This is a genomic window from Bradyrhizobium sp. NP1 (genome assembly GCF_030378205.1).
Lineage (GTDB): Bacteria > Pseudomonadota > Alphaproteobacteria > Rhizobiales > Xanthobacteraceae > Bradyrhizobium.
In genome coordinates, this window is sequence record NZ_CP127385.1 from 5,018,122 (window position 1) to 5,044,602 (window position 26,481).

Here is a 26,481-nt window from a genome sequence, read left to right on the forward strand (position 1 = left end):
ATTGTCTGCATCGTCACCATTCGCGGGATTTATCTTGCATCAGGATTTGGACATCGCCCTGCTTCGGACCTTCGTCGCGCTGGTCGATACCGGCAGCCTGACCGCGGCCGGTCGACTGGTCGGCCGCACGCAACCGGCCATCACGCATCAGATTCGCCGATTGGAAGAGAGCCTCGGCCGCAGGCTATTCGAGGACAACAGACGCAAGCTGACCCTCACACATGACGGCGAGGTCCTCCTTGAATTCGCCCGCTCGATGCTGCGCCTGAACGATGAAGCGCGCGACCGCTTCCTCGCCACCGATATCGCGGGCCACGTGACGCTCGGAACGCCCGATCTGTATGCGTCCTACATCCTGCCCGAAGTTCTCGAAAACTTTTCTCGGGCGCATCCCAACGTGGAAATCGAGCTACGCTGTACACGCAGTGTCCATCTGCATGCGGCACTCGAACGCAACGAACTCGATATCGCGCTCATGACGAACCAGCCTGAATTTCGCAAGGGCGAATTGGTACGTCGCGAGCCGCTGGTGTGGGTCGCCGCAAGCGGGGGAAGCCCTGAACTGCGCAAACCCCTGCCGCTGGCTGTTTTGCCGCAAGGCAGCGTGTATCGCCAGATCGCGCTGGAGGCGCTTGGGTCGGCCGGGCTGCAATGGTCGATCCGGTCGGTCAGCGACAGCATTGCCGGGCTGCAGGCCGCGGTGTTTGCAGGCCTTGCAGTGTCCGTATTTCCGCATTGCGCGATCGGGGCAAACGTACGCTGTCTCAATGAGGACGATGGACTGCCGAAGCTGCCGTCGATAGAGCTCGTGATGCATCGCCGAAGCCATGGAATCTCGGAGGCGGCCGAGCAACTCGCGCAATATATCACGCGGGAGATCGGCAGACCGGGCCAAAGCGCGCTCGGGATCAACGTCCCCGGAGGCTGACCTGGCGCAGCGGAAGGATCGATAGCCGTTCAAAGACGGTGATCAGGGCGAGCGCTGCGAAAACCGGTTGCGCTGCTTGAACGCTTCGGCGGCCTGGTCAATTTCTCCACGCCGCACTTGCCCGCAAAACGCTTCGCGGCGACCTCACCTGAAGAAGGAAACCAGGCCTATGCTCATCACGAGCAGGAGGATGAGCGACAAGGTCACTGCTGCGGTAACTCTTCCGCCGACGTTGGAGAGAACGCGAATATCGACGCCAAGCCCGAGCGCAGCCATCGATACAACGGTCAAGACAGCGGCCGTCCTGGTGATCGGCGCGACAACAACATCGGGAACGACCTGCAACGATCGAAGGGCCGCCAGCACGAGGAATCCAACGATGAACCAAGGAACCAATCTGAAGGGGTTGACGGACCTGACCTGTGGAGCGCCAGCGGCCATTCCGCGCAGACGCGGAGCAAACAGGGACAGAGCGACAACGACGGGCCCAAGCATCAGCACCCTCACCAGCTTCACGAGAGTGCCAATTTGAGTGCTGACCAGTCCCGCCGGCACGGTCGCCGCAAGCACCTGAGGAACCGCGTAGACGGTCAGCCCGGCCAGAATTCCGTATTGCGTCGCGCTCAGGTGCAAAAGTGGAATAAGCAGTGGAAGTCCCAGGACCATCAACACGCCGAGGATGGCCGTGAAGGAGATCGACGACGCGATATCGTCGCCATCCGCTCCGATGACCGGCGCCACAGCCGCTATCGCGGAATTGCCGCAGATGGAATTCCCGCACGCAATAAGAATTGAAAGTTTGGTCGGCAGGCCCAGCATGCGGCTCAGGCCGAAGCTTACGCCCAAGGTGACAATGACCGTTGCAATAATCGCTCCGATAAGAAGCATCCCCGAGGCGGCGATCGCAGCAAAACTTATCGATGCCCCGAGCAGCATCACCGCGATCTCCAACAGCTGCTTCGCACTGAAGGCGATTCCGGCCCGCCAACGCTGTGACGGATTCGAAACGGCGCGCACCGCCATTCCCAGCAAAATCGCCATTACCAGAGCTTCGACATAGGGATGACCAAATGCACGCTCCTCCAGATATTGAAATCCCATCGATACCAACGTGAGGAGAACGCAAAGAACGACGCCCGGGAGCAAGGCGGCAAGACGGCCGAAGCCAGCAACGAACCCACGCTTGTTGGAAGATTTCTCGCGCTCCGTCACAAACTCCCCCTGTCAGCAAAGAGAGATCTTTTGTTTCAAAGCGACAAATAAAGATAATATATTTTGTGTCTGCCCCGATGAACAGAAGTTATGCTCCTGAACCTGCATTTGCTCCGACTATTCGCGACAGTCGTACAGACGGGAGGCTTTTCACGCGCAGCGAGCGCGCTGCGCATCAGTCAACCCGCCATTTCAAAAGGGATACGCGACTTCGAGCTTCAGCTTGGATGGCGCCTGCTCGATCGCACACCCAAGGGCGTAAGACCGACCCGAGAAGGGCAGGCCCTCCTGCGACATGCGGATGCGCTGTTCGCGGCCGAGCGAGCAGCGGAAGACGAGTTGGTATCGCTACGCAGCCTGGATACCGGCTCGCTTCGCATCGGCGCGAGCACGACGATCGCAACCTATATGATCGCGGAACATCTCGGGATCTTTCACCAACGATACCCAGGCATTGACGTGTATCTGGTCAGCGCCAATACACATGATATCGCTCGTCTCATGATCGAGCACGATATCGACATCGCGCTGGTCGAAGGACCGGTCGGCGATAGCGATCTGGTCTGCAAGCCGTGGCGCACCGACGTAATGAGCTTGATCACCAGTCCGGTCCACCGATTTGCTTCATCAGGCAATTCGATCGATCCGAAGGCCTTGGAGGAAGAAATCCTGATTGTTCGCGAACGCGGCTCCGGATCGCGAGAGATCGTCTCGCAGGCCCTTTCGGCGCATGGCGTAGAGCCTCGAAGAACCCTGGAGATAGGCAGCACGGAAGCTATTAAGCAGGCCGTTGCCTACGGAGTCGGGGTCTCCGTTGTTTCCACGGCGACAATCGACGATCAGATCTAGCTCGGTCGACTGAAGGCTATTTCCATGAAGGATCTGTCTATTTCACGAACGCTTTGGCAACTAAAGTCGCCAGGACGGATCGACAGCCCGGCCGCGCTCGCCTTCGAACGCATCATAGAGTAGAGCCGCCCAGAAAAATCCGGGCGGCTTACATAGCGTTCTAAAAACCCCGAAAGAGACTGACGACGCGCACGAACTCGTCGAATATGCCCGGCTGAAAATAGACGGCGCGCGCAACGATAATGGTAACAGCGAAGGCCCAAAACGCGCTCGAACCAACCCACACGAGCCACTTCGACGCGCCCGTGCGCTCGAGCGACTTCTCTGTCAGGTCAATCTGCTCCCCAAAGGGTTCAAATTTTGCTTGTGCCATTTTGAGCGGCCCCAAAAATTGTCGCTCACCAAATATCGTGAATTTTCCGGCGGCCTTCAACGGCCGCAAATTTCCTTTTTACTTTGAGCTTTAGAAGCCTGTTCTCCTGCGGAAGCTTCAAGGGAAAAGTTCCCTTTGCTTGCGATTGATACCTGTCTCAACGACGCTGTAGCCAGATGACGTTATCAAATCGCGCCTGATCTTCCTCCTTTTCAAATTTTGATGCTGGCACTCGGCAGCGGCAAGGCACGCCCCGATTGCAAATGCACCCCAATTCAGAATGCCAAGCCTTGTCGGGATGACGGCTGCACACTCTCTCCACCCCGAAACATATCTCGCAGATTCGTCCAACCATGATATTCTGCAAAAAATAGTGTGCTCGCACTTTCACATTTTTTTTGACACCCTACAAGGAACGAGTCAGTGCTGCGCTGCGCACCGAGCCGTGATCGAGCCCGTCCCAGAAGGTGTCTCATATCGACGTCGAGTTGTAAGTCAAGATTCGTCTCGCGCGACGAGAAGCGTCAGCCCTTGCCACTCCGCTGGTGATCCCGGACTGAATCCCACCGTAAACAAGATGACCAAATCGGCTTGGTCACGGGATCTACTCAGACCGCCACTGCTCTGGCCTTGCGGTTGGTCTCCAGCCGTCGATCGACACGGGCCACGATGGCATCCAAAACCGTATGGCTCATGCCCTTGTCCTTCGCGATCAGTTGCACGAGCTTGTCGGCGCGCTCGATGTACGGAGCGCCGCTGTTAAGTGCTCGCGCCGCGGACGCCGGGCGTGAAAGGCTCTCGGCCGCCGCCGCATACTTCTCGAACGGCACCATGTCCTCTCGCGCAGCGCCGAGCTTGACGCAAACATCAACGACGAAATTGTAGATCGAACGCGACTCCTCAAGGTTGGAATGCACGGCTTCCTGGGCGGTCCGCATGCCGTCATCGGTGATGCAGCGATAATTGCCGGCCATCAACATGGCCCACTTGGCCAGAGGAACGAAGATCGACTCGTGGAAGTGTAGCTTGACCGGAAGCTCGATTTTTCCTTCCGGCACATCGAACCGAACCGCATCGATATCCTTCTCGAGTTGGCGCAGGATGTCGTTGGTCTTTTCGTCGTCAAAACGGGCGATCTTGAAGTTGGTCGGCAACGTGACTTGCAGCACGTTGACCTTCTCTTCCGGCGGGCGCACGTGTGTGTACCGAAAACCTTGTCCGAGTTGATGATGTGACGGAATCGCCTAAGCTGGCGGAATGATCGGGCTGCTCTGTTTCGTGCTGGCCGTCCTGGCCTCGCCGTTCAAGTCGAGGTTGCGGCTTGAAGCTGAGCACGCGGCGCTTCGACATCAGTTGGTGGTCTTGCGGCGGAAACTTCATGGTCGCGTCCGGCTGACGAACCATGACCGCTGGTTCTTTATCCAGCTGTATCGCTGGTTTCCATCAATCTTGTCGGTCCTCACCATCATCCAGCCCGAGACGCTCATACGTTGGCACCGCTCTGGCTTTCGCTGTTATTGGCGCTGGAAGTCACGATCTTTGGGAGGCCGGCCGCAGATCGACACCGAGCTGCGCGTGTTGATCCGGCGGATCAGCATCGAAAACCCGCTTTGGGGCGCGCCCCGCATCCACGGCGAACTGCTCAAGCTCGGGTTTGAGGTCGCGCAGTCGAGCGTCGCCAAGTACGTGGTGAAAAGACGGAAGCCACCCAGCCGGGGATGGTGGACCTTCTTGCATAACCACGCGCCGGAGATTGCCGCCATGGACTTCTTCGTCGTCCCGACGATCGGTTTCGACCTCCTCTATGCCTTCGTCATCGTTCGGATAGACCGCAGAGAGCTCGTCTGGATCAACGTCACAAAGAATCCGACGGCGGAATGGGTTGCCCGTCAGATCACGGAGGCATTTCCTTGGGACGAGGCTCCGGGCTACATGATCCGGGACCGCGATCGCATTTATGGCAGTGTTGTCACGCGCCGATTGCGCGTGATGGGCATCCGGGACAGGCCTACCGCACCAGCCTCGCCTTGGCAGAATGGTTTTGCCGAACGGCTGATCGGATCGATCCGGCGGGAATGTGTGGACCACGTCATTGTATCGGGCGAGGCCCATCTGCGCCGGATTCTACGATTCTATGCCCGCTATTACAACGAGGTGAGAACGCACCGGTCATTGGATAAAGATGCGCCGGTCTCTCGCGCGGTTCAGCGGACCGGCAGCATCAAATCGTCCCCGATCCTCGGCGGACTCCATCACCGCTATGCCAGGGTCTAGGTTTTCGCCACACACAACTCGTGCGTCTCGATGCGATGTTGGCCCAAGCGCCTCGACTTCTACCTCCGCCCCCGGGGTTTCTTGTTCTTATTCGCCTTGGCGCTTGCCGCCTGTGGCGGCGATGATACGACGGGGCGGCTCGCTTTTTTGAAGGCGCTTGGTCTGCGAGAGTGAGGCAAAGACGCGCGCGAATTTGCGCAAGGGATAGAGAATGCTGCTGCGATCGATGCGGGCAGAGGCGAATTTCGGGGCGTTCTTCGCGGTGTGGTCAAGAGATGGTCCGAGGCGACCAGGCGCGGTCTCGACGGCATCGCTCGGCGCACTCACGACTGTCGGCACGATCGCGGAGATAGTGGCGTTGCCGTGCCCGGATTTGTCCGCCGGCGCGGTTGAAGCGGTTGCCGCCTCTTCTCCGGCAGGTCCAGCAGCGACGATAGCCGCTGGTTCGCGTGCTGCCGTGGTGGCGGTTGCAGGCACAAGGGCGTTCGCCGACAGTTGCACGAACAACGCATAAGCGCCGACCGCGGCGATCGATACCCCAGCGAGCGCCATCACGCCGGAAGCGAGCTTGTGGACCTTGGCGAGCTTTGCCGCCTGCTCCTGTTCAGCGAGCTTTGCCGCCTCCTTCTGCTCAAGGTACGCGATCTCCAGCAAATGATCATAAGCCGCACGCTGGTCTCCATCGCCGAGAATCTCGTTGGCACGCACGATTCGGCGGAATTTAAGTCCGGCATCCGGGTCTCCCCGATTGACGTCGGGATGGGCCCGTTTGACCGCGCGACGAAATGCAGCCCTCAAGCTATCGGCATCATCGTCCGGAAGTGCGCCGAGCAGATCGTAAAGCGTCTCCATCCCAAAGCTCCTGCGGCCGGTCTTCTTTCCGCTGCGGATTCACCAGAGGGAACAAGTGCTTGTACTGTCGATGATTCTTTTTCAGCGGGGCAAAAAAATGGCTGAATTGTGCGCGACGCAAAATCAGACCGCGCATTTGTCGCGTTCCCCGTGGCTTATTCGCGCGGGCTTCTGCGGGTCTCGACATCGGGCGTGCGAGCGACCGCGCGAGGTTGGCTCATCGAGAACGGCAACCTGTACAGCATCACGACTAACCCGACCGCCATCGCGGCGCTGTTCCGACGCATGAACCGCTATGTAGGCAACCCGGAGCCCATGCCGGGAGTCTTTCCCCGACTATCCTGCGCCGGTCATCCGCAATGCTGACGGCGACGCGCAGGAAATGGTGACAATGCGGTGGGGCATGCCGCCACCACCGCGCAATGGCGGCCCGCCGCTCACCAATATCCGCAACACATCCTCGCCGCATTGGCGCGGCTGGCTCAGGCCAGAGAACCGCTGCCTGGTGCCGGCGAACTCGTTCGCCGAATACACGGGAGCCCAACCCCACGGCGAAGAAGAGAGACGTCGTTTGGTTCGCGCTTGCTAACAGCCGGCCGCTGTTCACTTTCGCCGGCATCTGGACCACCTTCAACGGCGAGCGCGGCACGAAATCGAAGCCGATCCCCGGCCCTCACCTCGTATACGGCTTTCTCACCACCGCGCCGAACGCCGTTGTCGCGCCGATCCATCCCAAGGCAATGCCCGTGATCATCACCACTGACGAAGAGCGTGACGTTTGGATGCGCGCACCATGGGACGAGGCCAAGGCGTTGCAGAGGCCATTGCCGGATAACGCGCTCAAGATTGTCATGCGCGGCGAGGACAAGGAAGACAGGATCGCCGCACGAAGTCCGTCGAAGACCGACCTTGCGCCGACCCGGAAGCCACCGCGCGCACGATCATGGAGATTGCGGCCGGTGTCGAACCCGTCCATCCAACACTCGCCCGTATCGCCGACATTGATGATCAGCACGCCATCTATGTCGTTCGCGGTAAGTCCCTTCTGAACCTCGGCAATGGGGCGTGCGCCGCGCGAAAAAAGAAATGGCGCTGGCGGCGTGTGTTCCCTACATCGCTCCGAAGGTCGGCCGACACCTGACACGCACGCGCGCCGGCCTTCGGGAGCACAGAGATTAGTACGGCGGACACGTCAGCGCGTCGTCCCAGGGCTGGGTCGCGAAGGCGCCGACGCGCGGTCCGGGCGCGCAATCCAACCTGCTATATCCATAGCCGTAGCCGTAGGCTCCATAGGGCATGGCACCATAAGCTTCATAGGGCCCGGTACCGTAGCCATAGCCTGCGTCGCGATGGTAGGGATCATCCCCGTAGTAGCCCGTGTAGGCCGACCCGATGGCCGCTGCGGTGCCGACGGCGGCCGCGCCCGCGAGGCCGGCGCCGACATAGGCGCCGCGACGGACATGTCGTCTCGTTACCCCCGCAACGCTCACCGGCGTCGCAGGGCGGCCGACGCGCGCCTGCGCGCTTGCGACCGATAATGGGAGGCCGCCGTGATCGGACCAGCCGAACGAGAGCGATGTCGCGCAAAGGAATGCGGAACCGGCGAGGATAGCCTTGCTGGCATGTTTCATGGGATGCTCCGTTGCATTGAGAAACACGCCGGCAGAATACTCCTGCGTGGTTCGTTCGCCCCCAGCTCACAACCATTTGAGGCGCCATATCGCAGTTATCGCCGGGCTGGTCGCTGAGCCGTCATGCTCGCGGCCAACATGTCGGCGACCAAATTCAATTTGGAACCCACCATGACTGACGTCGAGCGCACCCCGGCCGGACTACAGATGACTATCCCCGGATGCGAACGGCGGACGTTGCCGCGGTCGACCACGCGTTGACGACATTGGCCAGGGCCTGCTCGGCTTCTACAAGGCGCCGAGCCAGCGTGAGAAGCTCCAGTCCGCGCTGACGCACCTCTGCGGCCGAGCAAGGGCCAAAAGGCGTCGCCGAACAGCGGATTGTTCGGCGCCTAAGACGGCGCTGGGCCAGCCCTCACGCCGCCGCCTGCCCCAGGCAATTCATCGGTACATCGTCGGTCTCGTCGCTCGGGATGTCCCCGACCGGACGCGTCCGCCTTGAACCTTTCAAGGTGGCTGGCTTTTCACGGTATGTCGCTTCGGGGTCGGGCCTAACGAAAAGCGCGGGACCGAAGCCCCGCGCCCCCATCATGTGCTTACTCCAGCGACTGGACCGGCGCGGTGGAAGCCGTGGTGGTCGTGGACGGCCGCGCTGGGGCAGCCGCTTGCGGAGCTGCTTGATCTCTGGGTGCAGACTGAGTGGGCACAGGTTGGCTGTCGCCTGCAGGGACGCGAAGATCCGGGCTCGCGGCTCTCCGCGCCTGGCGCGGCGCGCTCGAGCGGTGCAGGCCCCATAAATGCGAAATCGACGGGCCCGCCGTGTAACCGATGACAGCACCGGCTACGGCACCGATCGGTCCGAGCACCACGGCACCCGACACGGCGCCCAACGCCGCGTCGCCTGCGCGTTCCTGGGCCATCGCAGCCGAAGACATCAGCGCTAGAGAGAGCGCCGCACTCGCGATTGTGTTTTTCATTCGAGCCCCCCGAGCCGCCACTACGCCGGTGAGTAAAATCCGGCCAAGGCCAAATGATGTCGTCTTGATGCGCGGCTGCAACACTGTTGAATTATCTGCAGAGGCTCAAACAAAGACCCGCCCCAACGCGGACCGGGGCTGGCCATGGTGGAGCGGAAGTCACGAGTACTCATCGGCGCCGCCGCATCCGACGCATCCAATTGCGCTTCAAAATCGAGGCAAGTTGTAGGCACCCCCCAGTTATCCAAAGAAACACATCAGCGCGCGGCGGCGATGCGCTCGGCGTTGCGAGAATGAACCCGCGATCAATCGATGCGCGGCGGTGTGGCTGTTCGCGTGAACCTGGGACGCCTCTCCGCCGTCTCCCAGGATCAGTCACACCGTCTGCGTCGGTGGTAGCCGCGACGCTCGATGTCCTCACGGATCCTTTCGCTTACCCGTCGGACCGCTCGTTTCCTTTTGCGCCAGGCACCTTTCACTTCAGAGGGAATGGATAATCCCCGGCGAACAACCAAAAGATCGCTCTTCCCGTTCAAATACACATCATAACACATGCAAGCCCCTCCCTGCACGGTACGGTACGGTACGCTAATCCGTGCGGCCGAAGGCATTGGTGGCATAGACGCAACAGCAATCCTCAAAAGTGCGCTGCCTCCTGACACCCTTAGGGTGTCGGGAGGCGACAAGGAATACAGGATAGAGCCGCATGAAGTTCGCCGCTGATCGCCCGTTTGCCAGTCCCGAAGCTGCCGCGCGCAAGATTGTCGAGATCGCCAACACCGTCGAGCCGGTCCAGGACGGCCGCATCTATATCAAGAAGATCAACGGCCCGTTCCTCTATGAGTTCAAGGGCTCGCCGGAAGAGTACGGCGCCGGCATTCAGCTCGCCATCGAACGCGCTGGCTCTGGATGCACGAGAGCTGTCGCCCGGCGCGCTCCGACGCGCGCCGCAGCTTGCTCTGAGCCTCAGATCAGTTTTTCCTCATCAGATATTCCAGCATGACGCTGCAGGCTGCCTCGGCCTCCGAAAACGTTTTGAACGGCGAGCCACCGATCTTGATCGCACCACGGCCCTGATAGAGTGGACGCCACGACGCCACGTAGCCAGCGCGCCCGTGAAAGCCGGGGCCAGTCGGGCTCCCATAGCTGATCACGAAGGAAAAGCAGTCGCTGCTTGCAGTCCAAATTTCCATGTGCTCGATGGCACGGTGGAATTGCAGGGCCATCTCCAATCGTTCACGGGTAGCGGATCGCAAATATCAATCGGTCCGAAAACGCCGCAAAGCTTGAGCGAATGGCCCTCGCCCGTCTGTTCGAAAGCTGACAAACAGACGCCTTTTCAGTCGCAGTGTGGGAATTGGGACACTAGTGCCCGGATCAGCCGCGGCTTCGATGACAGCAGGCCAATTGCGCCGCGCGGATGCACCTTTGCGGCCAAGGAAAGGCCAGAAGACGCTGCTGCGAGAGCCGCGCGCTCGCCGTGGCCAGAAGGTTCACTCCGAACGTTTTCTCGTTCCAGCGCGGCCGGCTTCTTGGCTGAGCTGCACCGAGCGGGGCTGACCTGCGCTGTAGCTTGGCTGCCGTTTTCTTCGCGGCGGCTTCCTTCGGCGGCCTCTTCCCCCCGCGATCGGCAGCAGCATCTCCTTCTGGCCTGTCGCCTTCTTCGGCCTCTTCAAAGGCTTGGCGGGTTCAGGCCGGCCGACGCTCCGGCGCAGCGCTTCCATCGGGTCGACGACGTTGCTTAGGAACTTAGGAACGATGCAACTCATCGCACGTTCGCGACGAACACGGTTGGAGAGGATGATGAGACACCTAATGCTAGCGTTAGCAACGCTCCTTGCAGCGTCGGCTGCCAATTCCGCCTTTGCTCAATACGATTGCCCGGGCGGGCAACGACCTGTGCCCCCAGCAGTTGCGGAACGAATGACTCTCCCCCTGTGCGGCTTCGCAGCTACCAAGCGCTGGGCTGGAAATATGTGTCGGTTGTGCGACTCGCGGAACATGTATCCGAACCCGTTTGTTGCGTACCCTGTGCCGCGAAGCCGCTACTACGACTTTCGGTGATCATCCGAATGAATCCATCACCCGGTCTATCGTCGCATGATTCCGGTTCTTCACACTCACCCAATGCTTCGACTGGCCGGCCCTGATAGGACGGTCCCGATGGCGTGAGGCGCTCCAAGAACTACCACACCCCGCGGTCTGTAGGGTCGGGTCGGCGTCAACTTCCGCGTATAGCCCTAGTAGGGGTTGGTCAGGCATGTTGCCCCTCGCCCTGCGGCCGATGCTGCGCACTGGCGAGCGAGGTGAAGATGCAATCCATCTGTTCGCCCTCCAACTCGCCATAGACGTGCATGCAGATCAGACAGTTCGGATCATAGCTCCGAGCCGGTGCGGGAGCAGACGCCAACAGCGTACCGATGGCGACAATTGCAGACGCAAGTGAGCGATTACAACCTCCAAATAATTGCGATCCCACCCCGAAAAACTTCCTCAACATCCTCGCTGAATGGATTGCAAGTATGCACATGCTTTCGACTGGGCTTCCCACCGCGTAGCTGGTGGGTTTTAATTCTGATTGATCTAACAAGCGTGACGATGCTCTCGCCAGCAAAGTACATCGTGATGGCTACGTGGCGAGACAAGACAGCTTTCCGACCGTATGCCGAACTACCGCCACCTGAGCACAAAAACTTCCTCGCAATCCTTTCGCTCTTAGCGTCCTCGATAGTCTGGCGTCCGCTTCTCTACGAACGCATTCAATCCTTCCTGACAATCTTCCGTCGTTGCGATAAGCGCAAAACTCTCGGCCGCATTTTCGATCGCTCGGCGGTAGTCCGCGTCCACAGCACGCGCAAACGCATCCCGGCCGATCTTCATGACGATCGGTGACTTGCCTGCAAAGTTCCGCGCAATCTTGCGGGCGCGATCAAGCGCGGTCCCCTTTGGCACCACTTCGCTCAAGAGACCCATCCGGTATGCAGTTTGGGCATCGAATGGCTCGCCCAAAAAAAGAGGACCGAACGCCTGGTGCTTGCCGACCAGCCGCGACAAGTGCACGAAGTGCAGTGCCGGGATGAGGCCGACATCGATCTCGGGGTAGCCGAAGGTGGACCCATCGCCAGCAATGATCATGTCGCAGGAGATCGCAATGGTCATGCCGCCGGCGCGTGCTGCGCCGTCGATTGCGGCGATCGTAGGTTTTCCCATCCGGTACTGAACATCATTCAGAGCGAAGTAGAGACGCTCGACGAAGCCCTTGGCCTCGATCCCCGACTTTCCGCGCACGATGTCGAGGTCAAGCCCGGCACAAAATACCTTGTGGACGCTGCCGATGATCACCGCGCGCACAGCTGCGTCATCCTTGGCCTTTTGCAACCCTGTCAGCAGCGCATCGATCACCGGCATACTCAAAGCGTTCACTGGCGGGCGATCAAGCATGATCTCGGCGACCCGGTCGGAAACGGAATAGCGGACTACTTCGTTGCTCATGACGTTTGAACTCCATTTTTCCGGGCCTGGCGCGCAGCGCGCTGGCATTTATCAATTCATCGATGGCCACGCGAGCGAAGCCGGCCTCCATCGGAACCTCATAATTGTCCTTCCCACATCCGGCGCCGGCCGCAGATTGTCTTCCGATAGGCTGGTAATGCCAGGCGTCCGTGGACTGTCGGCCGTCCCCTCCCACAGCCATGTCCGGCGCACCGGTCGTGCGAAGCAGAACTCCCTCTAACGGAAATGCCAGCACCAAAAAGGATCACCGCGATCGCGTCGTTGCGAAATATCAACGCGCATAAATCGGTCATGGGCCAGCGCAGCACCGATCCATAATTCGTTCCAGGCGTCAAATACGGCCGGAGAAGGCGCTCTGCGCTCTGCCATCAGTTGCCAAGAGGTCTGCCGTACCATCGTCGTTGTCCCCTCGGTTCGCAATTCGGCGTCGTCCCCCTGCCCTCTGGCAAGACGGGCGAAGGCCTTTGCGAAACCCGCCGCGCCCGCACCTACCCCGTCAAGCAGGGAGGCCACATCATCGAAGGTGTGCATGCCGACCAGTCGCGCTGCGGCACCGGCAAGGTGGCCACCCTCGTCAGGGCCAAGTACTTCGATCGTTTCCGGCACGATCGAGGTGATGTATTCCATCGCATAGTTGCGCAGGACCTTCTGTAGCCGCTCTTCGGGCCAGGTCATTTGCGGAAGTTTCGGCGCAAGATCGCGTTGAAATGGGGGGCATCGTTCGCCCGGCGAGAATTGCAATCGCTCCTCGGGAGCGAGATCATGATCCCACTCCTTGTAGTAACCTTCGAGCCCGGGCTGCCCGTCGACCGTCTGTCCTGTGCAAACGAACCCCAATCGCGGATTGCCGAGAACCACGCCATTGTTGGCGTGCCATCCCCTCAGCATGGCGCGCGATACCTCCGACGGGATGCCGCAGATTGCGGTCCCCGACCATATCCACCGCGGCGGTGGATATCGCACCCAAGCCTTATCGTCACTTTCGTAAATGTATTCGACCTTTACGCCGCCGACCTGGTTCGAAAGATAATGGTACTGAGCACAGGCCACGGCATGCGGCAGTCCATCCAGACCGAGCTTTTTCAGGCCGGGAAGGAAACGAGCCAGCTGCTGACGCCGAAATGTCCGATATACCACCTCGGCCGCGCGTGCGGTTCCTGCACGGGACGAGATCATCAAGATCAGCCCCGTCAGATAGGAGTGATAGATCAGTTCGATTGCACGAAAGGCCGCTACATCGCCGTTGACTCGGCTCGCTCGGTTCTCGCTCAATTCTTCTTCTCCAAGCCGGCCACCACGAAGTCGGCGATCGACTCCGCCAATCGCTTCTTCGCAGCTTGCGTTTCTCCGGGGCGAGGCTGGTACCAGCGCGACGTCCAGTTCAACGCGCCGAGCAGAGGCTTCGCGGCCAGCTTCGCATCGACGGATCTAAATTCGCCCGACGCAATCCCATCCTTGATCACGCGAATGTATAGGTTCTCATTCGCCTCCCGCAGAGCCGCGACCTCCGCAAGCTCCGCCCTCTCGCTTTCGTTGGTGCGCTCCAGAAGATGCATCTCCAGGCCCTGCGCGATCACGCGAAGATACGGCAGATGATCGATGACTAGCATCGTATGCGCGACCGCCATGCCATGCAGTCGATCGCGGGCGGAGGACCCAGCCTCGAACGACGGCCGAATCGCGGCCTGCGTCAGCTCCATGCCGCGACGATGCACAGCGAAGAAAAGCTCGGACTTGCTTCGGTAGTAATAGTAGATCGCGCCTTTCGTCGAACCGATCTCGTCGCTGACCCGATCGAGCGACGTAGCGGCAAACCCCTGCCGCATGAAAGCGCGCGAGGCCGCATCGAGGATTTCGATCCTCCGATCGGCCAAAGGCTCTGCGGTCTCGATTTTGCCAAGTTTGCTCAAGTCTCCTCCTGCGCGGTTCGCTATTGACATCCAAACATACTACCCGGTAGCTTTCAACATACTACTCGGTATCTAAAGTTGGTTTGGCTAGGTGATCGACGATTACGCCGGACTGCGCGTCCTCGATGTGAGCCAGGGTTTTGCGGGTCCCTATTGCGGAGCGATTCTGGCGCGGGGCGGTGCGTCCGTCGTCAAGGTTGAGCCGCCGACCGGTGATTGGGCGCGCACGATTGGCGGATCGCTCGATGGTCACACGGCTTTCAGCCTCGTTCCCAACGTCGGCAAGCGCGCGATCTGCATCGACGGGACGAAGCCAGAGGGGCGGAACATCCTCGCCGAACTCGCGAAATCGGCCGACATCGTTATCCAGAACTTCCGTCCCGGTGTCGTCGAACGGCTGCAGATCGCGGACGCACAGCTAAGGCCCAGAAATCCCGACCTGATTTACGTTTCGATTCTGGGCTTCGGTCCTGGTCCGTATGAAAACCGTCCTGCCACCGACACCATTATCCAAGGCTTCACCGGCATGATGGTGATGAACCGCGATGGACAGGGTACGCCGCGGAGGATCGGAATGCTGGCGGTCGACACGGCAGCGGGAATCTATGCGGCCCAGCAAGTGGGCGCCGCACTTTACAAGCGCCTTTCCGGACGCGGCGGACGTCACATCAAAATTTCGCTTGTCGAAGTCGCGGCCGCGTTTCAAGCGATGCCTATTCTCGATGCCGCGATGCATCGCGACCGCTCCAGTCCGCCTTTGAGTGTGCCGATCGGCACGTTCGCCACCTCAGACGGTCACATCAATTTATCATGCGTGTCGAACGCGATGTTTCAGGGCATCTGTCGCGCTCTGGGCAAATCCGATTGGATCGAGGATCCTCGCTTTGCGAGCGAAGGCGGCCGTCTGGAACACGCCAGGGAAATAACTGCCGAAGTCGTCGATATTCTTCTTACCCGCCCCAGCGCTCACTGGATTCGTGCCTTCGAGGAGCAGGACGTGCTGTGCGGCCTCGTACAAGATTACCAAGCCTTCCTCGGGGATTCTCATGTGCGCGGACTCGGGGTGACCGCGACGCTGGACGGCGGCGCCTTCGAGGGCCTCCCCGTAACCCTTCTACCCGGCACTGCGGCACCCGACACGCGAGTGCCTACCCCACCCCGGCTTGGGCACCACACCCGCGAAATCCTCATCGAACATGGTTATTCGCAAACCGCCATAGATCGGCTCGTCGAAGGCAGGACGGTGATCGAAGCGAAATAAAGGGAGGTAAGAGGATGAAAGCAAACATGGCGACGAATGCAATCGCGGCCGGTCTGGTCGCCAGTCTTATGGCGTCCTCCGCCTTTGCCCAGGTGTCCGACCACGTCATACGTATCGGCATCCTCAACGATATGACCGGCATCTACGCCGACGCGGGCGGAAAGGGCTCGATCCTCGCTGCCCAACTTGCGGCCGAGGATTTCGGCGGCAAGGTCGCCGGCGCGCCGATCGAGATCGTCTCGGCCGACCATGCGAACAAGCCGGATATCGCCGCCAATCTCGCGCGCCAGGCATACGATGCACAAGGTGTCGACGTCATTGCCGACGCCGGATCGTCGGCGGCGGCACTCGCGATGCAGACCATCTCGCGCGAACGCAAGAAGATCATTCTGATGTCCGGTCCCGCAAGCGCCGAACTCACCGGAAAGAGCTGTTCACCGTACAGCTTTCACTGGATGTATGACACGTATGCGCTCGCTGCAGCCCCTCCGGAAGGGGTTTTGAAACGCGGTGGCGACACATGGTTCTTCATCACCGTTGACTATGCGTTCGGTAAGTCCATGGAGAGCGAGGCCACGAAGCGGATCGTCGCCAGCGGAGGCAAGGTCATCGGCGGCGTACGCGCACCGCTCGATACCCCCGATTTCTCCTCGTTCCTCCTTCAAGCGCAAGCCTCCGGAGCCAAGGTGCTTGCGCTGGCTACCGGCGGGAGCGACACCAGCAACGCGATCAAGCAGGCCCAGGAATACAATGTGATAGGGCCCAATACACAAGTCGTCACCTTTCTGATGTTCATCAACGACGTGGACGCGATGGGCCTGAAGAACGGACAGGGTCTCGTTTCCTCCACGACCTATTATCACGATCTCGATGAAGGTAGCCGCGCCTTCGCGAAGCGCTTTTGGGACAAGATGGGGCGACCGCCATCGATTGTGCAGGCCGGCGTTTACAGCTCCGTGGTTCACTATCTGAAAGCGGTTGCTGCGACCGGAACGGACGATGGAACGAAGGTAGCCGGAAAAATGCGCGAGCTACCCGTCGAGGACGCCTTCACCCATGGCGCGAGAATCCGCGCGGACGGCCGTCTGCTCCGTGACCTCTACGTTACGGAAGTCAAGAAGCCCGAAGAATCGAAGGGGCCCTGGGACTACTGGAAGATCATCGCGACGATCCCGGGCGAGAAGGCCTGGCGCCCTGCCGAGGAAAGTGAGTGTCCCTTGCTGAAAACTCATTGAGGAGAGGAGCGCGTCGGGCATGACGGCCAACCACAAGCTACTGGTCGAAAACGATGGTCCGGTGACGGTCATCACCATCAACCGTCCGGAAGTCCGCAACGCTCTCGACAATGAGACGGCGGCGGAGCTGACGAGAGCATTGCGAGCCTTTGATGGTACTCCCGATCAGGCCGTCGCGGTGCTAACAGGTGCCGGAGGCAACTTCTGCGCCGGCGCCGATCTAAAGGAACTCGCCGCCGGGCGAGAATACAAGCCTTGGGCCGGAGATCCGGACGGCCCCTGCCACGACCTGCTCTCGAAACCCGTCATTGCCGCCGTGGCGGGCTATGCCTGTGCCGGTGGGCTCGGTATCGCCTTGCGATGTGACCTTCGCGTCGCCGAGGAGAGCGCGACCTTCGCCGTGCTCTCGCGGCGATGGGGCGTCCCCATGAGCGACGGTACGACGGTGAGGCTGCCACGCCTCATCGGCGCCGGAAGAGCCCTCGACATGTTGCTGACGGCCAGGAAAATATCGGGAGCGGAAGCGGTCGCTATGGGCCTTGCAGACAGGCTTGTGCCGACCGGGCAAGCCTTGCCCACGGCCATCGAGCTGGCGCGCGAAATCGCGGACTTTCCGCAGATCGCCATGCGATCTGACAGAATGTCCGCCATGCGCCAATGGAATTTGTCGGAGGCTGAGGCAATCGCCCTCGAAACGAGCTTATCCTTGGAGGCGCGACAGAAGGAGGCGCGCAGCGGCGCGACCCGCTTCGCGTCCGGCATGGGCCGCCATGGTGCGATGGAGAACGATTAGCTCATGCGCGCGGTTATCGGACGCCAATTCGGCGGGATCGGCGACCTATCCCTCGAAGACGTACCAAGCCCTTCTCTCGAGTCCGGAACGGTTCGGATCTCGGTACGCGCGGCCGGCGTCAGCTTCGCCAATCTGTTGTTCATCGCGGGCAAGCACCAAAACCGCCCTTCACTACCCTTCATTCCAGGAACGGAAGTGGCCGGCATCGTAACTGAGATCGCTTCGGATGCCCGGACGGAGCTGCAGGTCGGCGACCGCGTCTGCGCTGGATTGCCATCCGGGGGATTTGCCGAGGAAGCCATAGTCGACGCCGCCAACGTCTTTAAGATCCCGCCCTCTTTGAGCTTTGCGGGTGCTACGCTGTTCCCAACCATATACGCCACGGCTTACGCGGGCCTGGTGTGGCGGGCCAATCTCAAGCCTGGAGAACACCTGCTGGTTCACGGCGCCGCGGGAGCAAGCGGGTTGGCCGCCGTCGAAATCGGTCGCGCGCTCGGAGCTCGCGTCATCGCGACCGCCGGCGGAGAGTCGAAGATCGCAGCGGCGAAGGAATTTGGCGCGCACTACGTGATCGACTATAAGCGCGACGATTTCCGCGATCCAGTGCTTAAGATTACGGGGGGCCGCGGCGCGGACGTGGTGTTCGATCCCGTCGGCGGTGACGTCTTCGACAATTCCTTGCGCTGCGTCGCTCCGCTCGGCCGACTTCTGCCGATCGGTTTTGCGTCGGGCCGCATCCCTCAAATCCCTGCAAATATCGTCCTGGTGAAGAACCTGACCGTGATCGGCCTCTATTGGGGGTTTTACATGGCTTGGGGCAAGACCAAGGCGGACGCCGCCTTGCGCGGCCGGGTCAAGACGCTGTTCGAAGAGCTGTTCGCGCTTCACGGGGCGGGCAGCCTTCGCGCACTGGTCGATCAGACGCTTCCCCTCTCTCAATTCGGAGATGGCCTTCGACGAGTCGAGAGGCGAGAAGTCATTGGCAAAATCGTTCTCGCGCCGGGAGATTGAGGATGACGAACGCATCGATACAGCCGACCTTCGAAGCGCCTTACCGGGGGTTACGCGTTCTCGATTTCGGCCAGGGTGTCGCGTCGCCTTATTGCGGTTATCTCCTTGCTGCGAACGGCGCCGATGTTATCAAGGTCGAACCACTGGAGGGCGACTGGTCGCGACGGCTCGGGACGACGTACGGAAGCCATTCGGCTCTATCTGCGGTCTACAACCGGGGCAAGCGCAGCCTCTCTCTCGACCTCAAGAGACCAGAGGCGATTGACGTAGCTTGCAAGCTGGCCGAGAAAGCTGATGTCTTGATCGAAGGGTTCCGGCCAGGCGTAATGGCGCGGCTCGGTTTAGGCTACGAAAAGCTCAGCAAAGACAACCCTCGTCTGATTTACCTGTCGATCAGCGGCTTCGGACAAGAAGGCCCCTATTCTCAGCGCCCATGCTCGGATTCCGTGGCACAGGCGTTTTCCGGATTGGTATCGGTCAATGTCGGAGCCGACAACATCCCGCATCGGGTTGGCGCCACCCTCTCCGACGTTTGCACCGGCCTGTACGCCTTCCAGGCCGTCTCAACCGCCCTGTTTGCTCGTGCTAGGCTGGGAAAAGGTCGGCGGATCGATATCAGCCTGACCCAGTCGACCGCCGCCTTGCTCGGACACAAATTCGCCGAGCATGTCCTGGAGGGCGGGACGCCGCGCGCGCTGAACGTTCCGGCAGGAACGTATCGGACTTGCGACGGCTGGCTGATGGTCACGTTGGTCACGGAATCGCAGTACCGGCGACTCTGCTCGGTACTAGATCGCGTGGACCTGGCGGAGGATCCGCGCTTTGCGGATTTTGCGCACCGCGCCGACCATGCCGAGACATTGATGGAAGAACTGCGCAAGGTGTTTCCGAGCGACACTACGGAGGCTTGGCTCACGCGATTGCACGCGGCAGACATCATAGCGGATCGCATTCTCAATCCCGGCGAATGGCTCCGCAACGACCATGTGCAGGAAGCGAAGAGCGCGATATGCTGCGACACGCCCTTGGTCGGGCATGTCTACGCGGCCCGCACACCGGGCGCCGTCGGTGGGGCTGAAGACTCCCTTCCAGCCGCACCCGACGTTGGGCAACATAATCGGGCGATCTTGACCGAAATCGGCTTCGATCCGGATCATTTTCGCATGATGATTTCTGACCGAAAGCGCTGACTCTTCCACACTTCGCCGGCGCTAACGGGTGGCAAGAGATAAAACGTCATTCCCAACTCTTTAAGACGATGGCGCAAGCGCCGGCCGTATTGAACGGCTATCTGGCGTTCTCAGGCGCTAGCAGGCCATGATGTTCGACCCTAGGCGGACCAAGCGTTCGCGTGGGCACAATTCCATAACCGCTCATTACGCGAACGTCCGTGGGGCCGGCCCCTGCCCTACTAATAAGGGTTGAGTATTTGCTTATCGGTCACCAACGTACTCCATCTCTAACTCATGCTTATCGACCACGAGATGCTGTTGGGTATCAACCGCCGCTTTGCGCCAAAGGCGGACAAGACTGGAGTTTGCTGATTACAACGACTGTTACACCGCTAAATGTGCCTTGCAGATAGCGTCTAGGAGAGCTTCACCTGTTCCAGAAGTCATCCAGTTGGGGCCGTCCGATCCAGACCCTGTTAAGACATCGGGTCGCCCAGTCGAGCTGCGGCTTTCCTTGTAGTCGCGCTTGAGCTTCCTGATAGGGACCGACGTACCGGAGGCGGGTCGGTATTTTGGGATACAAGCGTCGTATCCACGCAAGCGCGCGTTCGGCGGCTTTCCTGTCACGTTCGTCGAAGGTGAACCCGAAGCCCATGCGCAATCGATCTGGCAGCAGCTGGACACTCAGGGCCTGGTACCATCGCGGCGGCCGCAACCATGGTCGCTCGCCGGCGAAGATCTGTCCGGCGACCTCGCGTGCCGCGGTGCTGACGGACAAAGTATCCGATTGAATCATAGCCGCGTTGTAGGCAGCGAATGCTTCCCAATCCGCCGGCAAGTCGGCCGACGTCAGCCCGAACAATGCCCCAAACAGCCGGCTTTCGGCCCAATATCGCTCGCGCTCTTCGACCGAGAACGGAGGCAAAATCAGGTCGTGCACGATGATAGCGGTCTCGACGAGGGTGGCGTTAACCCAGCGCAACGCTGCGACCTCGTTGGCGCAGTAAAATGAGCCACTATCGAAGGGACCGACTGCTTCGGGCAAGCGGCCGACGATCGTGGCGTGACGGTGATGCAGCTGTCGGGCAGCAGCAAGGGCCTTGTCGAGCGAGCCGAACACCATTGCAAACACAACATCAAAGGTTCGATGGAAGCGACCGATTGGATCCGCAAAGGTCCGAGAGTGCTCGGCGACGGCGGCGGCGACCCAGGGATGCGCCAACTGCAGGAGCAAAGCACGACCGGCGCCCAAAAAGATCACGGCTTCTCTGTCGATCCGCCAAGTCATCGAGGCTGGACCAAAAATGCCCTCGACCGATACGGTGGCCCGAGTCCGGACGAAATCAAGTGCAGCCTCTAGGTCGCTTTCGGAGACCAATTGCACACCTTTCGAGACCGAGAGCGAGGATAGATTAATTCCACTCGCCTGAGCAGTCTATCGCAATTCAGCAAGCCAGGGGCTTCTAAACATTGTCGCAATCGCGGGATTTGCTCCCGCTTGAATACCGCGGCTTAGCGTTCCGCCACGCGATACGCGGACAAAACTGCGGCTTGCTGAAACGGCAGGAGCGGTTGTTGCACCGTTCGCGCAAGAAAACAGCCCACGTCAAACGCCGCGGTCTTTCATGCTCTCCCTCGAAAGCGTATTGTTTCGATCGAACGAGCTTCGATCTAAGAAACTCTCGAAACACGAGAAACGCTCATGACTAGCGCAAGGCTAAAACATTACGGCTGGGGGCGCGAAGGCGAAGGTATGAGCGCAGAGGAGCGGACGTTCGTCCTCGGCCGCTACCGCGCGAAATTTGCAATTGACGAATTCGACACGATCGTAGTCCCGGGCCTGGAAGACCTCTCCTTGCGGGAACCGCGTGTGCTGCCGCCGGCTTCCCTCGCCCCCTTCTGCTCGACCGAACGCTACGATCGCGCCGCGCACACCTATGGCAAGTCCTACCCGGATTACGTCAGAGCAATGCTCGGCGACTACGATTGCGCGCCCGACGTTGTGGCCTATCCGCGTAACGAGGCGGAGATTTCCACCGTGATGGACTGGGCGCGTTCTGTCGACGCTTCTTTGACGCCTTTTGGAGGCGGCTCGAGCGTCTGCGGCGGCATCGAGCCGCGGGTTGACGGCATCAAGCATAAGGCAGCCGTCACCCTCGATCTGCGCAATCTCTCCAAAGTCATTGAAGTAGATCCGGTGTCGCGCGCCGCATCGATCGAATCCGGCACCTACGGTCCGTCTTTGGAAAACCAGCTCAAGCCGCATGGCTTCACGTTACGGCATTTTCCGCAGAGTTTTGAATATTCGACCCTGGGCGGCTGGATTGCGACGCGATCGGGCGGCCATTTCGCAAATCTTCATACCCATATCGACGATTTCGTCGAAAGCCTGCGCGTCGTGACGCCAGTTGGGGTTCTGGAGACGCGCCGGCTTCCCGGTTCGGGTGCTGGGCCGAGTCCCGACCGCATGTTCATCGGCTCGGAAGGAATTCTAGGAGTGATTTCGCGCGCCTGGATGCGATTGCAGCCTCGTCCACGATTCCGCGCCGGCGCATCGGTTCGTTTCCCCTCGTTCTTCGACGCCGCGCGCGCTGTGCGTGCGGTAGCGCAAGCCGGCCTCTATCCATCAAATTGCCGCATCCTGGACCCGCAGGAAGCCTTCAACACAGGCGCGGCCGACGGCAGCGTTGCCATCATGGTGCTCGCATTCGAATCGGGCGATCATCCTTTGGACGCCTGGATCGCGCGGGCGTTTGAATGCTGCGCTGACCACCGCGGAACGCCGGAGCCAGCGAACGTCAGCGACGCGCATCTGCAAGGCGCGGCAGGCATCTGGCGCAACGCGTTTATTCGGATGCCCTATGCGCGCGAATTTCTGACGCCCGCGGGCCTCATCAACGATACGTTCGAGACCGCCATCACCTGGGATCAGTTCGAAAGCTTGCACGATAAGGTCAAAGCAGCAACCGAGCGAGCGATTCTGGAAGCGACTGGCGTGAACGGTGAAGTCACCTGCCGCTTCACCCACGTCTACCCCGACGGGCCTGCACCCTATTTCTCTTTCCACGCCCTCGGTCGACACGGCGCGCTTCTCGAGCAGTGGCAGGCCATCAAGTATGCGGCAAGCGACACGCTGCTCGCGGCAGGCGGTACCATCACGCATCATCATGCCGTCGGTCGCGATCACAGACCCTGGTACGACCGACAGCGGCCGGAGCTTTTCGCGGCCGCATTGCGAGCAGCCAAGCGCGAATTGGATCCGCAAGGCATGCTCAACCCGGGCGTTCTGATTGATCCGTAGACTTATGCTGCCGAAAGAGCTCTCCGTGCTCGAGATCTAGGCGTGCTACGTGCGGTGGACACCTTAGGTCCGCTTCGCGCCAATTGCTGCCGTTCCAAAACGTACATTCCCGCAAGGTTCCAGCCACCTAGGCGACCCCCCAAGTCCTGCTCCTCAAGAACTGGACCGTTACAGGCTTTTAAGTTTGTGAACGCGTAAAGGGCACAAAGCGCACGGGGGCGACGGCGCGCGTTGTCGTCTTGCCAGGGGCGAGTTTTTCGACGACCGTGAGCTGCTGGGTAGTGTAAGCGGGCCCCACCGGCATGACGAGCCGGCCACCCACTTTAAGCTGCTCAATCAGCGGCGGCGGTAGCTGCCCGAGCGCGGCGGTCACGACGATAGCGTCAAAAGGACCGCATTCGGTCCAGCCACCATACCCATCGCCAAGCCTGACGCTCACGTTGTCATACGCGAGGTCTCGGAGTGTTTTTGCGGCGGCCTCGGCCAATGGCGGGATTATCTCGACGGTGCAGACCTTTCGCGCTAGGTGCGCAAGGATGGCGGCCTGGTAGCCCGAACCCGTACCGACTTCGAGCACAACATGATCCGGCGCGACCTCGGCCAACTGGGTCATCAAGGCCACGATGAACGGCTGCGATATGGTCTGGCCGTGGCCGATCGGAACCGGTCCGTCCGCGTATGCGATGGAGCAAGATCGCTCAGGGATGAACAGATGACGTTTCGTCTGCGCCATGGCCTCCAGGACCCTCTCCGACAGGCCCTGCTGTCCCAACACGCTGGCGTCGGACCGGGCGTAGGCCCGGATGGTTTCGACCATGGCGGCACGTTCGCGGACGCATTGTGCGTCCTCCTGTGCGGTCGCTTCCCGCGTGGCCGCAACCATGGAAAGCACAAGCAGCAGCAAGTTCTTCATGATCGTGCGGTCTCCAATCGGTTCACGATTTTGAGTCGGACCGCTTGAGGGCAACGAGTAGATTCGACCGATCAGCCGTTAGGCGAAACACGGCGTCCGGCGAATGACCGCAATACGTTAGGCGGTCCTCCAGCACACATTGCCGCGAAAATGGCAGGACCGGACATAGCCCCGCTTCACTTGGTCCCCCAATGTGTTTTATTGAGTGTCTCTCTTTAGCACTTCGGCTGCGCTCAGGCCATCACACTGCTTGTTGCTCAGGCTGGCGAGCGGCCCAACGCTCTTGACCGGGATTCCCCACCTAATGTCTCCGTTGAGGGTCAAAAGCCGACTTGAGGGGGAATGGCGGCTCCTGGTGCAGAGCGGAAACTCCGGAGCGGCCGCGTGTGTCCCCAAGCCGACAACACCGCAAGTCCGCGCGGTCCTTGTTTCAGCGCCGTCGTTCTTTGTCTTCTGGTCCCGGCGTTTTGCCGGCACTATCGCTCATACCAACCGACGAGGATCGTTTCCGCGATCGCATATTTGCGTGCCTCTCGCTCAATGTCAGGGCAGGACGCATTGGACTTTGCCCGAAGATGGTCCGTCGAGAGGGCAAGCAGCCGGAAGTGATAATGATGAGGCCCATGGCCATGAGGTGGACACGGACCGCCATAGCCCACTTTCCGAAAATCGTTGGCCACCTGCTTCAATTTGGTGTTCTGCGCGGCGCTGACTGCAAGTTCCGTTACGACTGGCGGAATATCGTAAACCGCCCAATGATGCCACGTGCCGGCGGGCGCATCAGGATCGTCGCAGAGCAGCACAAAGCTCCGCGTTCCCTCTGGCGCGCCCGACCATTGCAGGGGTGGCGAGACATTTTCTCCATCACAGGTAAACCGTCGGGGAATTGCGGCGCCGTCGGCGAAGGCGCTTGAAGCGAGCTTCATGGATCTCTCCTCAGGCTCCAGGAAACATCGGTTCGGTTGGACGAATTCTTCCGGGCCCGGCCTGTGGCAGAGCGCATCAATTGCCGGCGCGGAACCATTGGATCCCGCGCAACACGGTCCATGTGCCTCGGTGCCTGGCACGGGCGCGATCCGATTGCGGTATTCTAGCCCGATTTTGCCAGGTGCGGAATCCGTCGACCTTGCCTAAATACGGAAAATCCCGAGGGCGTCGGCCGAAATCATCCTGGTGTACAAGGGGGATGCCACGCGCAGTGAAGGCGAAGTCTCGCCCGGGATCCGTCAAGGCTCGTTGCAGCAGCATAGTTTGCCATGCGACCCATTTTCCACCCGAGTCTGGTCAACGGTCGCTACGGCGACCCGACGGTCTATGTGGAGACGCTATTCGAAAAGCACAGTCTGTTGTTCGACATCGGAGAAATCGCCGCACTGTCAGCGCGGAAGATACGACGCGTCGACCAGATCTTCGTCTCGCATGCGCATATCGACCATTTCGTCGGCTTCGATCATCTGCTCCGCTTGCTCGTGGGACACGAGAAGGCAGTGCATCTTTACGGCCCGGTCGGCTTCGCCGAGCGCGTCTCCCACAAGCTTCAGGCCTATCGATGGAATCTGGTCGAAAACTATCCTTGCGATCTTGTTTTCGTCGTGAGCGAACTCGGACCTGCAAATTCCATCTCGACCACCCGGTTCCGGCTGAGAAAGGCTTTTGCAGCGGAGGCCGCAATCTCCCGCGAAACATCGGCCGGCATACTCTGCGATGAGCCGACCCATCGGGTGTCAGCCGCGATCCTTGAACACGGCATGCCGTGCCTGGCCTTTGCGCTGCAGGAGGCCGCGCATGTCAATGTCTGGAAGAACCGGCTGTTGGCGCGCGGGCTACCCGTCGGCCCCTGGTTGCGCTCGCTCAAGCAGGCGGTTGTCGCGCGTCGCGCCGACGATTATTTGATCCATGTCGATGACCCGGCGACGTCCGACCGCCTCGTCCCGCTCGCCAGCCTGCGCGATCTCCTCACCGTCACTGCGGGCCAGAAGATTGCCTACGTGACCGATGCTGCCGACACTCCGGCCAATCGCGCCGCCATCGTGGCGCTGATTCAGAATGCGGACATCCTGTTCATCGAGGCAGCATTTGCACATGCCGACGCCGCGTTGGCGAGGGAGCGGGCCCATCTGACCACCACGGCTGCCGGAGAAATCGCGCGGGACGCCAATGTGCGCCGCGTCGAGCCCTTTCACTTTTCTCCGCGTTATGCGGGAGACCAGGTGCGGATGCTGGCCGAGGTGATGGCGGCGTTCAGGACCTCTCGCGACTGACGCAAAAGACTGGAG

General features: G+C 60.5%; 22 protein-coding genes and 3 pseudogenes. 12 read left to right on the plus strand and 13 right to left on the minus strand.

Annotation, left to right across the window (positions count from 1 at the left end):
• Positions 1-34: 34 nt before the first annotated feature.
• The gene (locus tag QOU61_RS24310; RefSeq protein ID WP_289653734.1) at positions 35-928 is read left to right on the plus strand and encodes a LysR substrate-binding domain-containing protein; all 894 of its coding nucleotides are present in this window, start codon (positions 35-37) and stop codon (positions 926-928) included.
• 144 nt (positions 929-1,072) lie between these two features.
• On the opposite strand, the gene QOU61_RS24315 is transcribed toward QOU61_RS24310, so the two are convergent.
• A complete protein-coding gene (locus tag QOU61_RS24315; protein WP_289653735.1) occupies positions 1,073-2,140 on the minus strand; it encodes a YeiH family protein in 1,068 nt (355 codons plus the stop codon).
• Positions 2,141-2,230: 90 nt separating this feature from the next.
• Between QOU61_RS24315 and QOU61_RS24320 the strand changes: the two genes are divergently transcribed.
• Positions 2,231-2,989, plus strand: coding sequence for a LysR substrate-binding domain-containing protein (locus tag QOU61_RS24320; RefSeq protein ID WP_289653736.1), 759 nt, complete (start codon positions 2,231-2,233; stop codon positions 2,987-2,989).
• A gap of 160 nt (positions 2,990-3,149) precedes the next feature.
• On the opposite strand, the gene QOU61_RS24325 is transcribed toward QOU61_RS24320, so the two are convergent.
• Positions 3,150-3,422: a hypothetical protein gene (locus QOU61_RS24325; RefSeq protein WP_289653737.1), complete on the minus strand. Its 273-nt coding sequence runs from the start codon at positions 3,420-3,422 to the stop codon at positions 3,150-3,152.
• 548 nt (positions 3,423-3,970) lie between these two features.
• A pseudogene (locus QOU61_RS24330) lies at positions 3,971-4,558 on the minus strand (hypothetical protein); the annotation flags it as partial.
• A gap of 61 nt (positions 4,559-4,619) precedes the next feature.
• On the opposite strand from QOU61_RS24330, the gene QOU61_RS24335 reads away from it, so the two are divergent.
• Positions 4,620-5,636 carry an integrase core domain-containing protein gene (locus tag QOU61_RS24335; protein WP_289653738.1) on the plus strand — a complete coding sequence of 339 codons (1,017 nt, stop codon included), beginning with the start codon at positions 4,620-4,622 and terminating at the stop codon, positions 5,634-5,636.
• An 87-nt stretch (positions 5,637-5,723) separates the two neighbouring features.
• Here QOU61_RS24335 and QOU61_RS24340 read toward each other — a convergent pair whose 3' ends face one another.
• Positions 5,724-6,488, minus strand: coding sequence for a J domain-containing protein (locus QOU61_RS24340; protein ID WP_289653739.1), 765 nt, complete (start codon positions 6,486-6,488; stop codon positions 5,724-5,726).
• Between the two features lie 285 nt (positions 6,489-6,773).
• On the opposite strand from QOU61_RS24340, the pseudogene QOU61_RS24345 reads away from it, so the two are divergent.
• Positions 6,774-7,375, plus strand: a pseudogene (locus QOU61_RS24345) (SOS response-associated peptidase family protein); the annotation flags it as partial.
• Positions 7,376-7,663: 288 nt separating this feature from the next.
• Here QOU61_RS24345 and QOU61_RS24350 read toward each other — a convergent pair.
• Positions 7,664-8,119, minus strand: a complete 456-nt coding sequence (locus tag QOU61_RS24350; protein ID WP_289653740.1) for a hypothetical protein — start codon at positions 8,117-8,119, stop codon at positions 7,664-7,666.
• A 1,683-nt stretch (positions 8,120-9,802) separates the two neighbouring features.
• Between QOU61_RS24350 and QOU61_RS24360 the strand changes: the two genes are divergently transcribed.
• The gene (locus QOU61_RS24360) at positions 9,803-10,099 is read left to right on the plus strand and encodes a hypothetical protein (RefSeq protein ID WP_354142464.1); all 297 of its coding nucleotides are present in this window, start codon (positions 9,803-9,805) and stop codon (positions 10,097-10,099) included.
• Here QOU61_RS24360 and QOU61_RS24365 read toward each other — a convergent pair.
• The 5 genes and pseudogenes from QOU61_RS24365 to QOU61_RS37240 all read right to left on the minus strand — a co-directional run.
• Positions 10,068-10,322 (minus strand): hypothetical protein, encoded by a 255-nt coding sequence (locus tag QOU61_RS24365; protein ID WP_289653742.1) that lies wholly within the window; start codon positions 10,320-10,322, stop codon positions 10,068-10,070. The two genes, QOU61_RS24360 and QOU61_RS24365, sit on opposite strands and share 32 nt — an antisense overlap.
• 1,489 nt (positions 10,323-11,811) lie before the next feature.
• Positions 11,812-12,588, minus strand: a complete 777-nt coding sequence (locus tag QOU61_RS24375) for an enoyl-CoA hydratase/isomerase family protein (RefSeq protein WP_289653743.1) — start codon at positions 12,586-12,588, stop codon at positions 11,812-11,814.
• Between the two features lie 237 nt (positions 12,589-12,825).
• Complete coding sequence (locus QOU61_RS24380; RefSeq protein WP_289653744.1) at positions 12,826-13,881, minus strand: hypothetical protein; 1,056 nt, start codon at positions 13,879-13,881, stop codon at positions 12,826-12,828.
• A complete protein-coding gene (locus QOU61_RS24385; protein WP_289653745.1) occupies positions 13,878-14,309 on the minus strand; it encodes a TetR-type transcription factor C-terminal domain-containing protein in 432 nt (143 codons plus the stop codon). Before QOU61_RS24385 ends, QOU61_RS24380 begins: the two co-directional genes overlap by 4 nt.
• Before the next feature lie 72 nt (positions 14,310-14,381).
• A pseudogene (locus QOU61_RS37240) lies at positions 14,382-14,549 on the minus strand (hypothetical protein); the annotation flags it as partial.
• A 61-nt stretch (positions 14,550-14,610) separates the two neighbouring features.
• Between QOU61_RS37240 and QOU61_RS24390 the strand changes: the two are divergent.
• Genes QOU61_RS24390 through QOU61_RS24410 form a run of 5 tightly spaced genes read left to right on the plus strand, consistent with a single transcriptional unit; the run spans position 14,611 to position 20,009 of the window.
• Positions 14,611-15,780: a CaiB/BaiF CoA transferase family protein gene (locus QOU61_RS24390; protein WP_289653746.1), complete on the plus strand. Its 1,170-nt coding sequence runs from the start codon at positions 14,611-14,613 to the stop codon at positions 15,778-15,780.
• A gap of 26 nt (positions 15,781-15,806) precedes the next feature.
• Positions 15,807-17,015, plus strand: a complete 1,209-nt coding sequence (locus tag QOU61_RS24395; protein ID WP_289653747.1) for an ABC transporter substrate-binding protein — start codon at positions 15,807-15,809, stop codon at positions 17,013-17,015.
• A 19-nt stretch (positions 17,016-17,034) separates the two neighbouring features.
• Positions 17,035-17,808 carry a crotonase/enoyl-CoA hydratase family protein gene (locus QOU61_RS24400; protein ID WP_289653748.1) on the plus strand — a complete coding sequence of 258 codons (774 nt, stop codon included), beginning with the start codon at positions 17,035-17,037 and terminating at the stop codon, positions 17,806-17,808.
• Between the two features lie 3 nt (positions 17,809-17,811).
• Positions 17,812-18,819, plus strand: a complete 1,008-nt coding sequence (locus tag QOU61_RS24405) for an NADPH:quinone oxidoreductase family protein (protein ID WP_289653749.1) — start codon at positions 17,812-17,814, stop codon at positions 18,817-18,819.
• A 2-nt stretch (positions 18,820-18,821) separates the two neighbouring features.
• Complete coding sequence (locus QOU61_RS24410; RefSeq protein WP_289653750.1) at positions 18,822-20,009, plus strand: CaiB/BaiF CoA transferase family protein; 1,188 nt, start codon at positions 18,822-18,824, stop codon at positions 20,007-20,009.
• A gap of 409 nt (positions 20,010-20,418) precedes the next feature.
• Here QOU61_RS24410 and QOU61_RS24415 read toward each other — a convergent pair whose 3' ends face one another.
• A complete protein-coding gene (locus QOU61_RS24415; RefSeq protein ID WP_289653752.1) occupies positions 20,419-21,369 on the minus strand; it encodes an oxygenase MpaB family protein in 951 nt (316 codons plus the stop codon).
• 375 nt (positions 21,370-21,744) lie between these two features.
• Between QOU61_RS24415 and QOU61_RS24420 the strand changes: the two genes are divergently transcribed.
• The gene (locus tag QOU61_RS24420) at positions 21,745-23,292 is read left to right on the plus strand and encodes an FAD-binding oxidoreductase (protein ID WP_289653753.1); all 1,548 of its coding nucleotides are present in this window, start codon (positions 21,745-21,747) and stop codon (positions 23,290-23,292) included.
• A gap of 178 nt (positions 23,293-23,470) precedes the next feature.
• Here the strand turns inward: QOU61_RS24420 and QOU61_RS24425 are convergent, their stop codons facing one another.
• Positions 23,471-24,205 carry a protein-L-isoaspartate(D-aspartate) O-methyltransferase gene (locus QOU61_RS24425; RefSeq protein ID WP_289653754.1) on the minus strand — a complete coding sequence of 245 codons (735 nt, stop codon included), beginning with the start codon at positions 24,203-24,205 and terminating at the stop codon, positions 23,471-23,473.
• A 476-nt stretch (positions 24,206-24,681) separates the two neighbouring features.
• Positions 24,682-25,131, minus strand: a complete 450-nt coding sequence (locus tag QOU61_RS24430) for a YbhB/YbcL family Raf kinase inhibitor-like protein (RefSeq protein WP_289653755.1) — start codon at positions 25,129-25,131, stop codon at positions 24,682-24,684.
• 330 nt (positions 25,132-25,461) lie between these two features.
• Between QOU61_RS24430 and QOU61_RS24435 the strand changes: the two genes are divergently transcribed.
• Entirely contained in the window at positions 25,462-26,466 is a 1,005-nt protein-coding gene (locus tag QOU61_RS24435) for a ribonuclease Z (protein WP_289653756.1), read from the plus strand.
• The last annotated feature ends 15 nt before the right edge of the window (positions 26,467-26,481 follow it).

What these genes read in the sequence shown, in the direction of transcription:
- QOU61_RS24400 (WP_289653748.1), top strand. Translation starts at nt 17,035, where the DNA reads ATGACGGCCAACCACAAGCTACTGGTCGAAAACGATGGTCCGGTGACG.
- QOU61_RS24395 (WP_289653747.1), top strand. Translation starts at nt 15,807, where the DNA reads ATGGCGACGAATGCAATCGCGGCCGGTCTGGTCGCCAGTCTTATGGCG.
- QOU61_RS24425 (WP_289653754.1), bottom strand. Translation starts at nt 24,205, where the DNA reads ATGAAGAACTTGCTGCTGCTTGTGCTTTCCATGGTTGCGGCCACGCGG.
- QOU61_RS24430 (WP_289653755.1), bottom strand. Translation starts at nt 25,131, where the DNA reads ATGAAGCTCGCTTCAAGCGCCTTCGCCGACGGCGCCGCAATTCCCCGA.
- QOU61_RS24375 (WP_289653743.1), bottom strand. Translation starts at nt 12,588, where the DNA reads ATGAGCAACGAAGTAGTCCGCTATTCCGTTTCCGACCGGGTCGCCGAG.
- QOU61_RS24340 (WP_289653739.1), bottom strand. Translation starts at nt 6,488, where the DNA reads ATGGAGACGCTTTACGATCTGCTCGGCGCACTTCCGGACGATGATGCC.
- QOU61_RS24365 (WP_289653742.1), bottom strand. Translation starts at nt 10,322, where the DNA reads ATGGCCCTGCAATTCCACCGTGCCATCGAGCACATGGAAATTTGGACT.
- QOU61_RS24350 (WP_289653740.1), bottom strand. Translation starts at nt 8,119, where the DNA reads ATGAAACATGCCAGCAAGGCTATCCTCGCCGGTTCCGCATTCCTTTGC.
- QOU61_RS24435 (WP_289653756.1), top strand. Translation starts at nt 25,462, where the DNA reads ATGCGACCCATTTTCCACCCGAGTCTGGTCAACGGTCGCTACGGCGAC.
- QOU61_RS24405 (WP_289653749.1), top strand. Translation starts at nt 17,812, where the DNA reads ATGCGCGCGGTTATCGGACGCCAATTCGGCGGGATCGGCGACCTATCC.
- QOU61_RS24360 (WP_354142464.1), top strand. Translation starts at nt 9,803, where the DNA reads ATGAAGTTCGCCGCTGATCGCCCGTTTGCCAGTCCCGAAGCTGCCGCG.
- QOU61_RS24335 (WP_289653738.1), top strand. Translation starts at nt 4,620, where the DNA reads ATGATCGGGCTGCTCTGTTTCGTGCTGGCCGTCCTGGCCTCGCCGTTC.
- QOU61_RS24410 (WP_289653750.1), top strand. Translation starts at nt 18,822, where the DNA reads ATGACGAACGCATCGATACAGCCGACCTTCGAAGCGCCTTACCGGGGG.
- QOU61_RS24420 (WP_289653753.1), top strand. Translation starts at nt 21,745, where the DNA reads ATGAGCGCAGAGGAGCGGACGTTCGTCCTCGGCCGCTACCGCGCGAAA.
- QOU61_RS24320 (WP_289653736.1), top strand. Translation starts at nt 2,231, where the DNA reads ATGCTCCTGAACCTGCATTTGCTCCGACTATTCGCGACAGTCGTACAG.
- QOU61_RS24385 (WP_289653745.1), bottom strand. Translation starts at nt 14,309, where the DNA reads ATGGAGCTGACGCAGGCCGCGATTCGGCCGTCGTTCGAGGCTGGGTCC.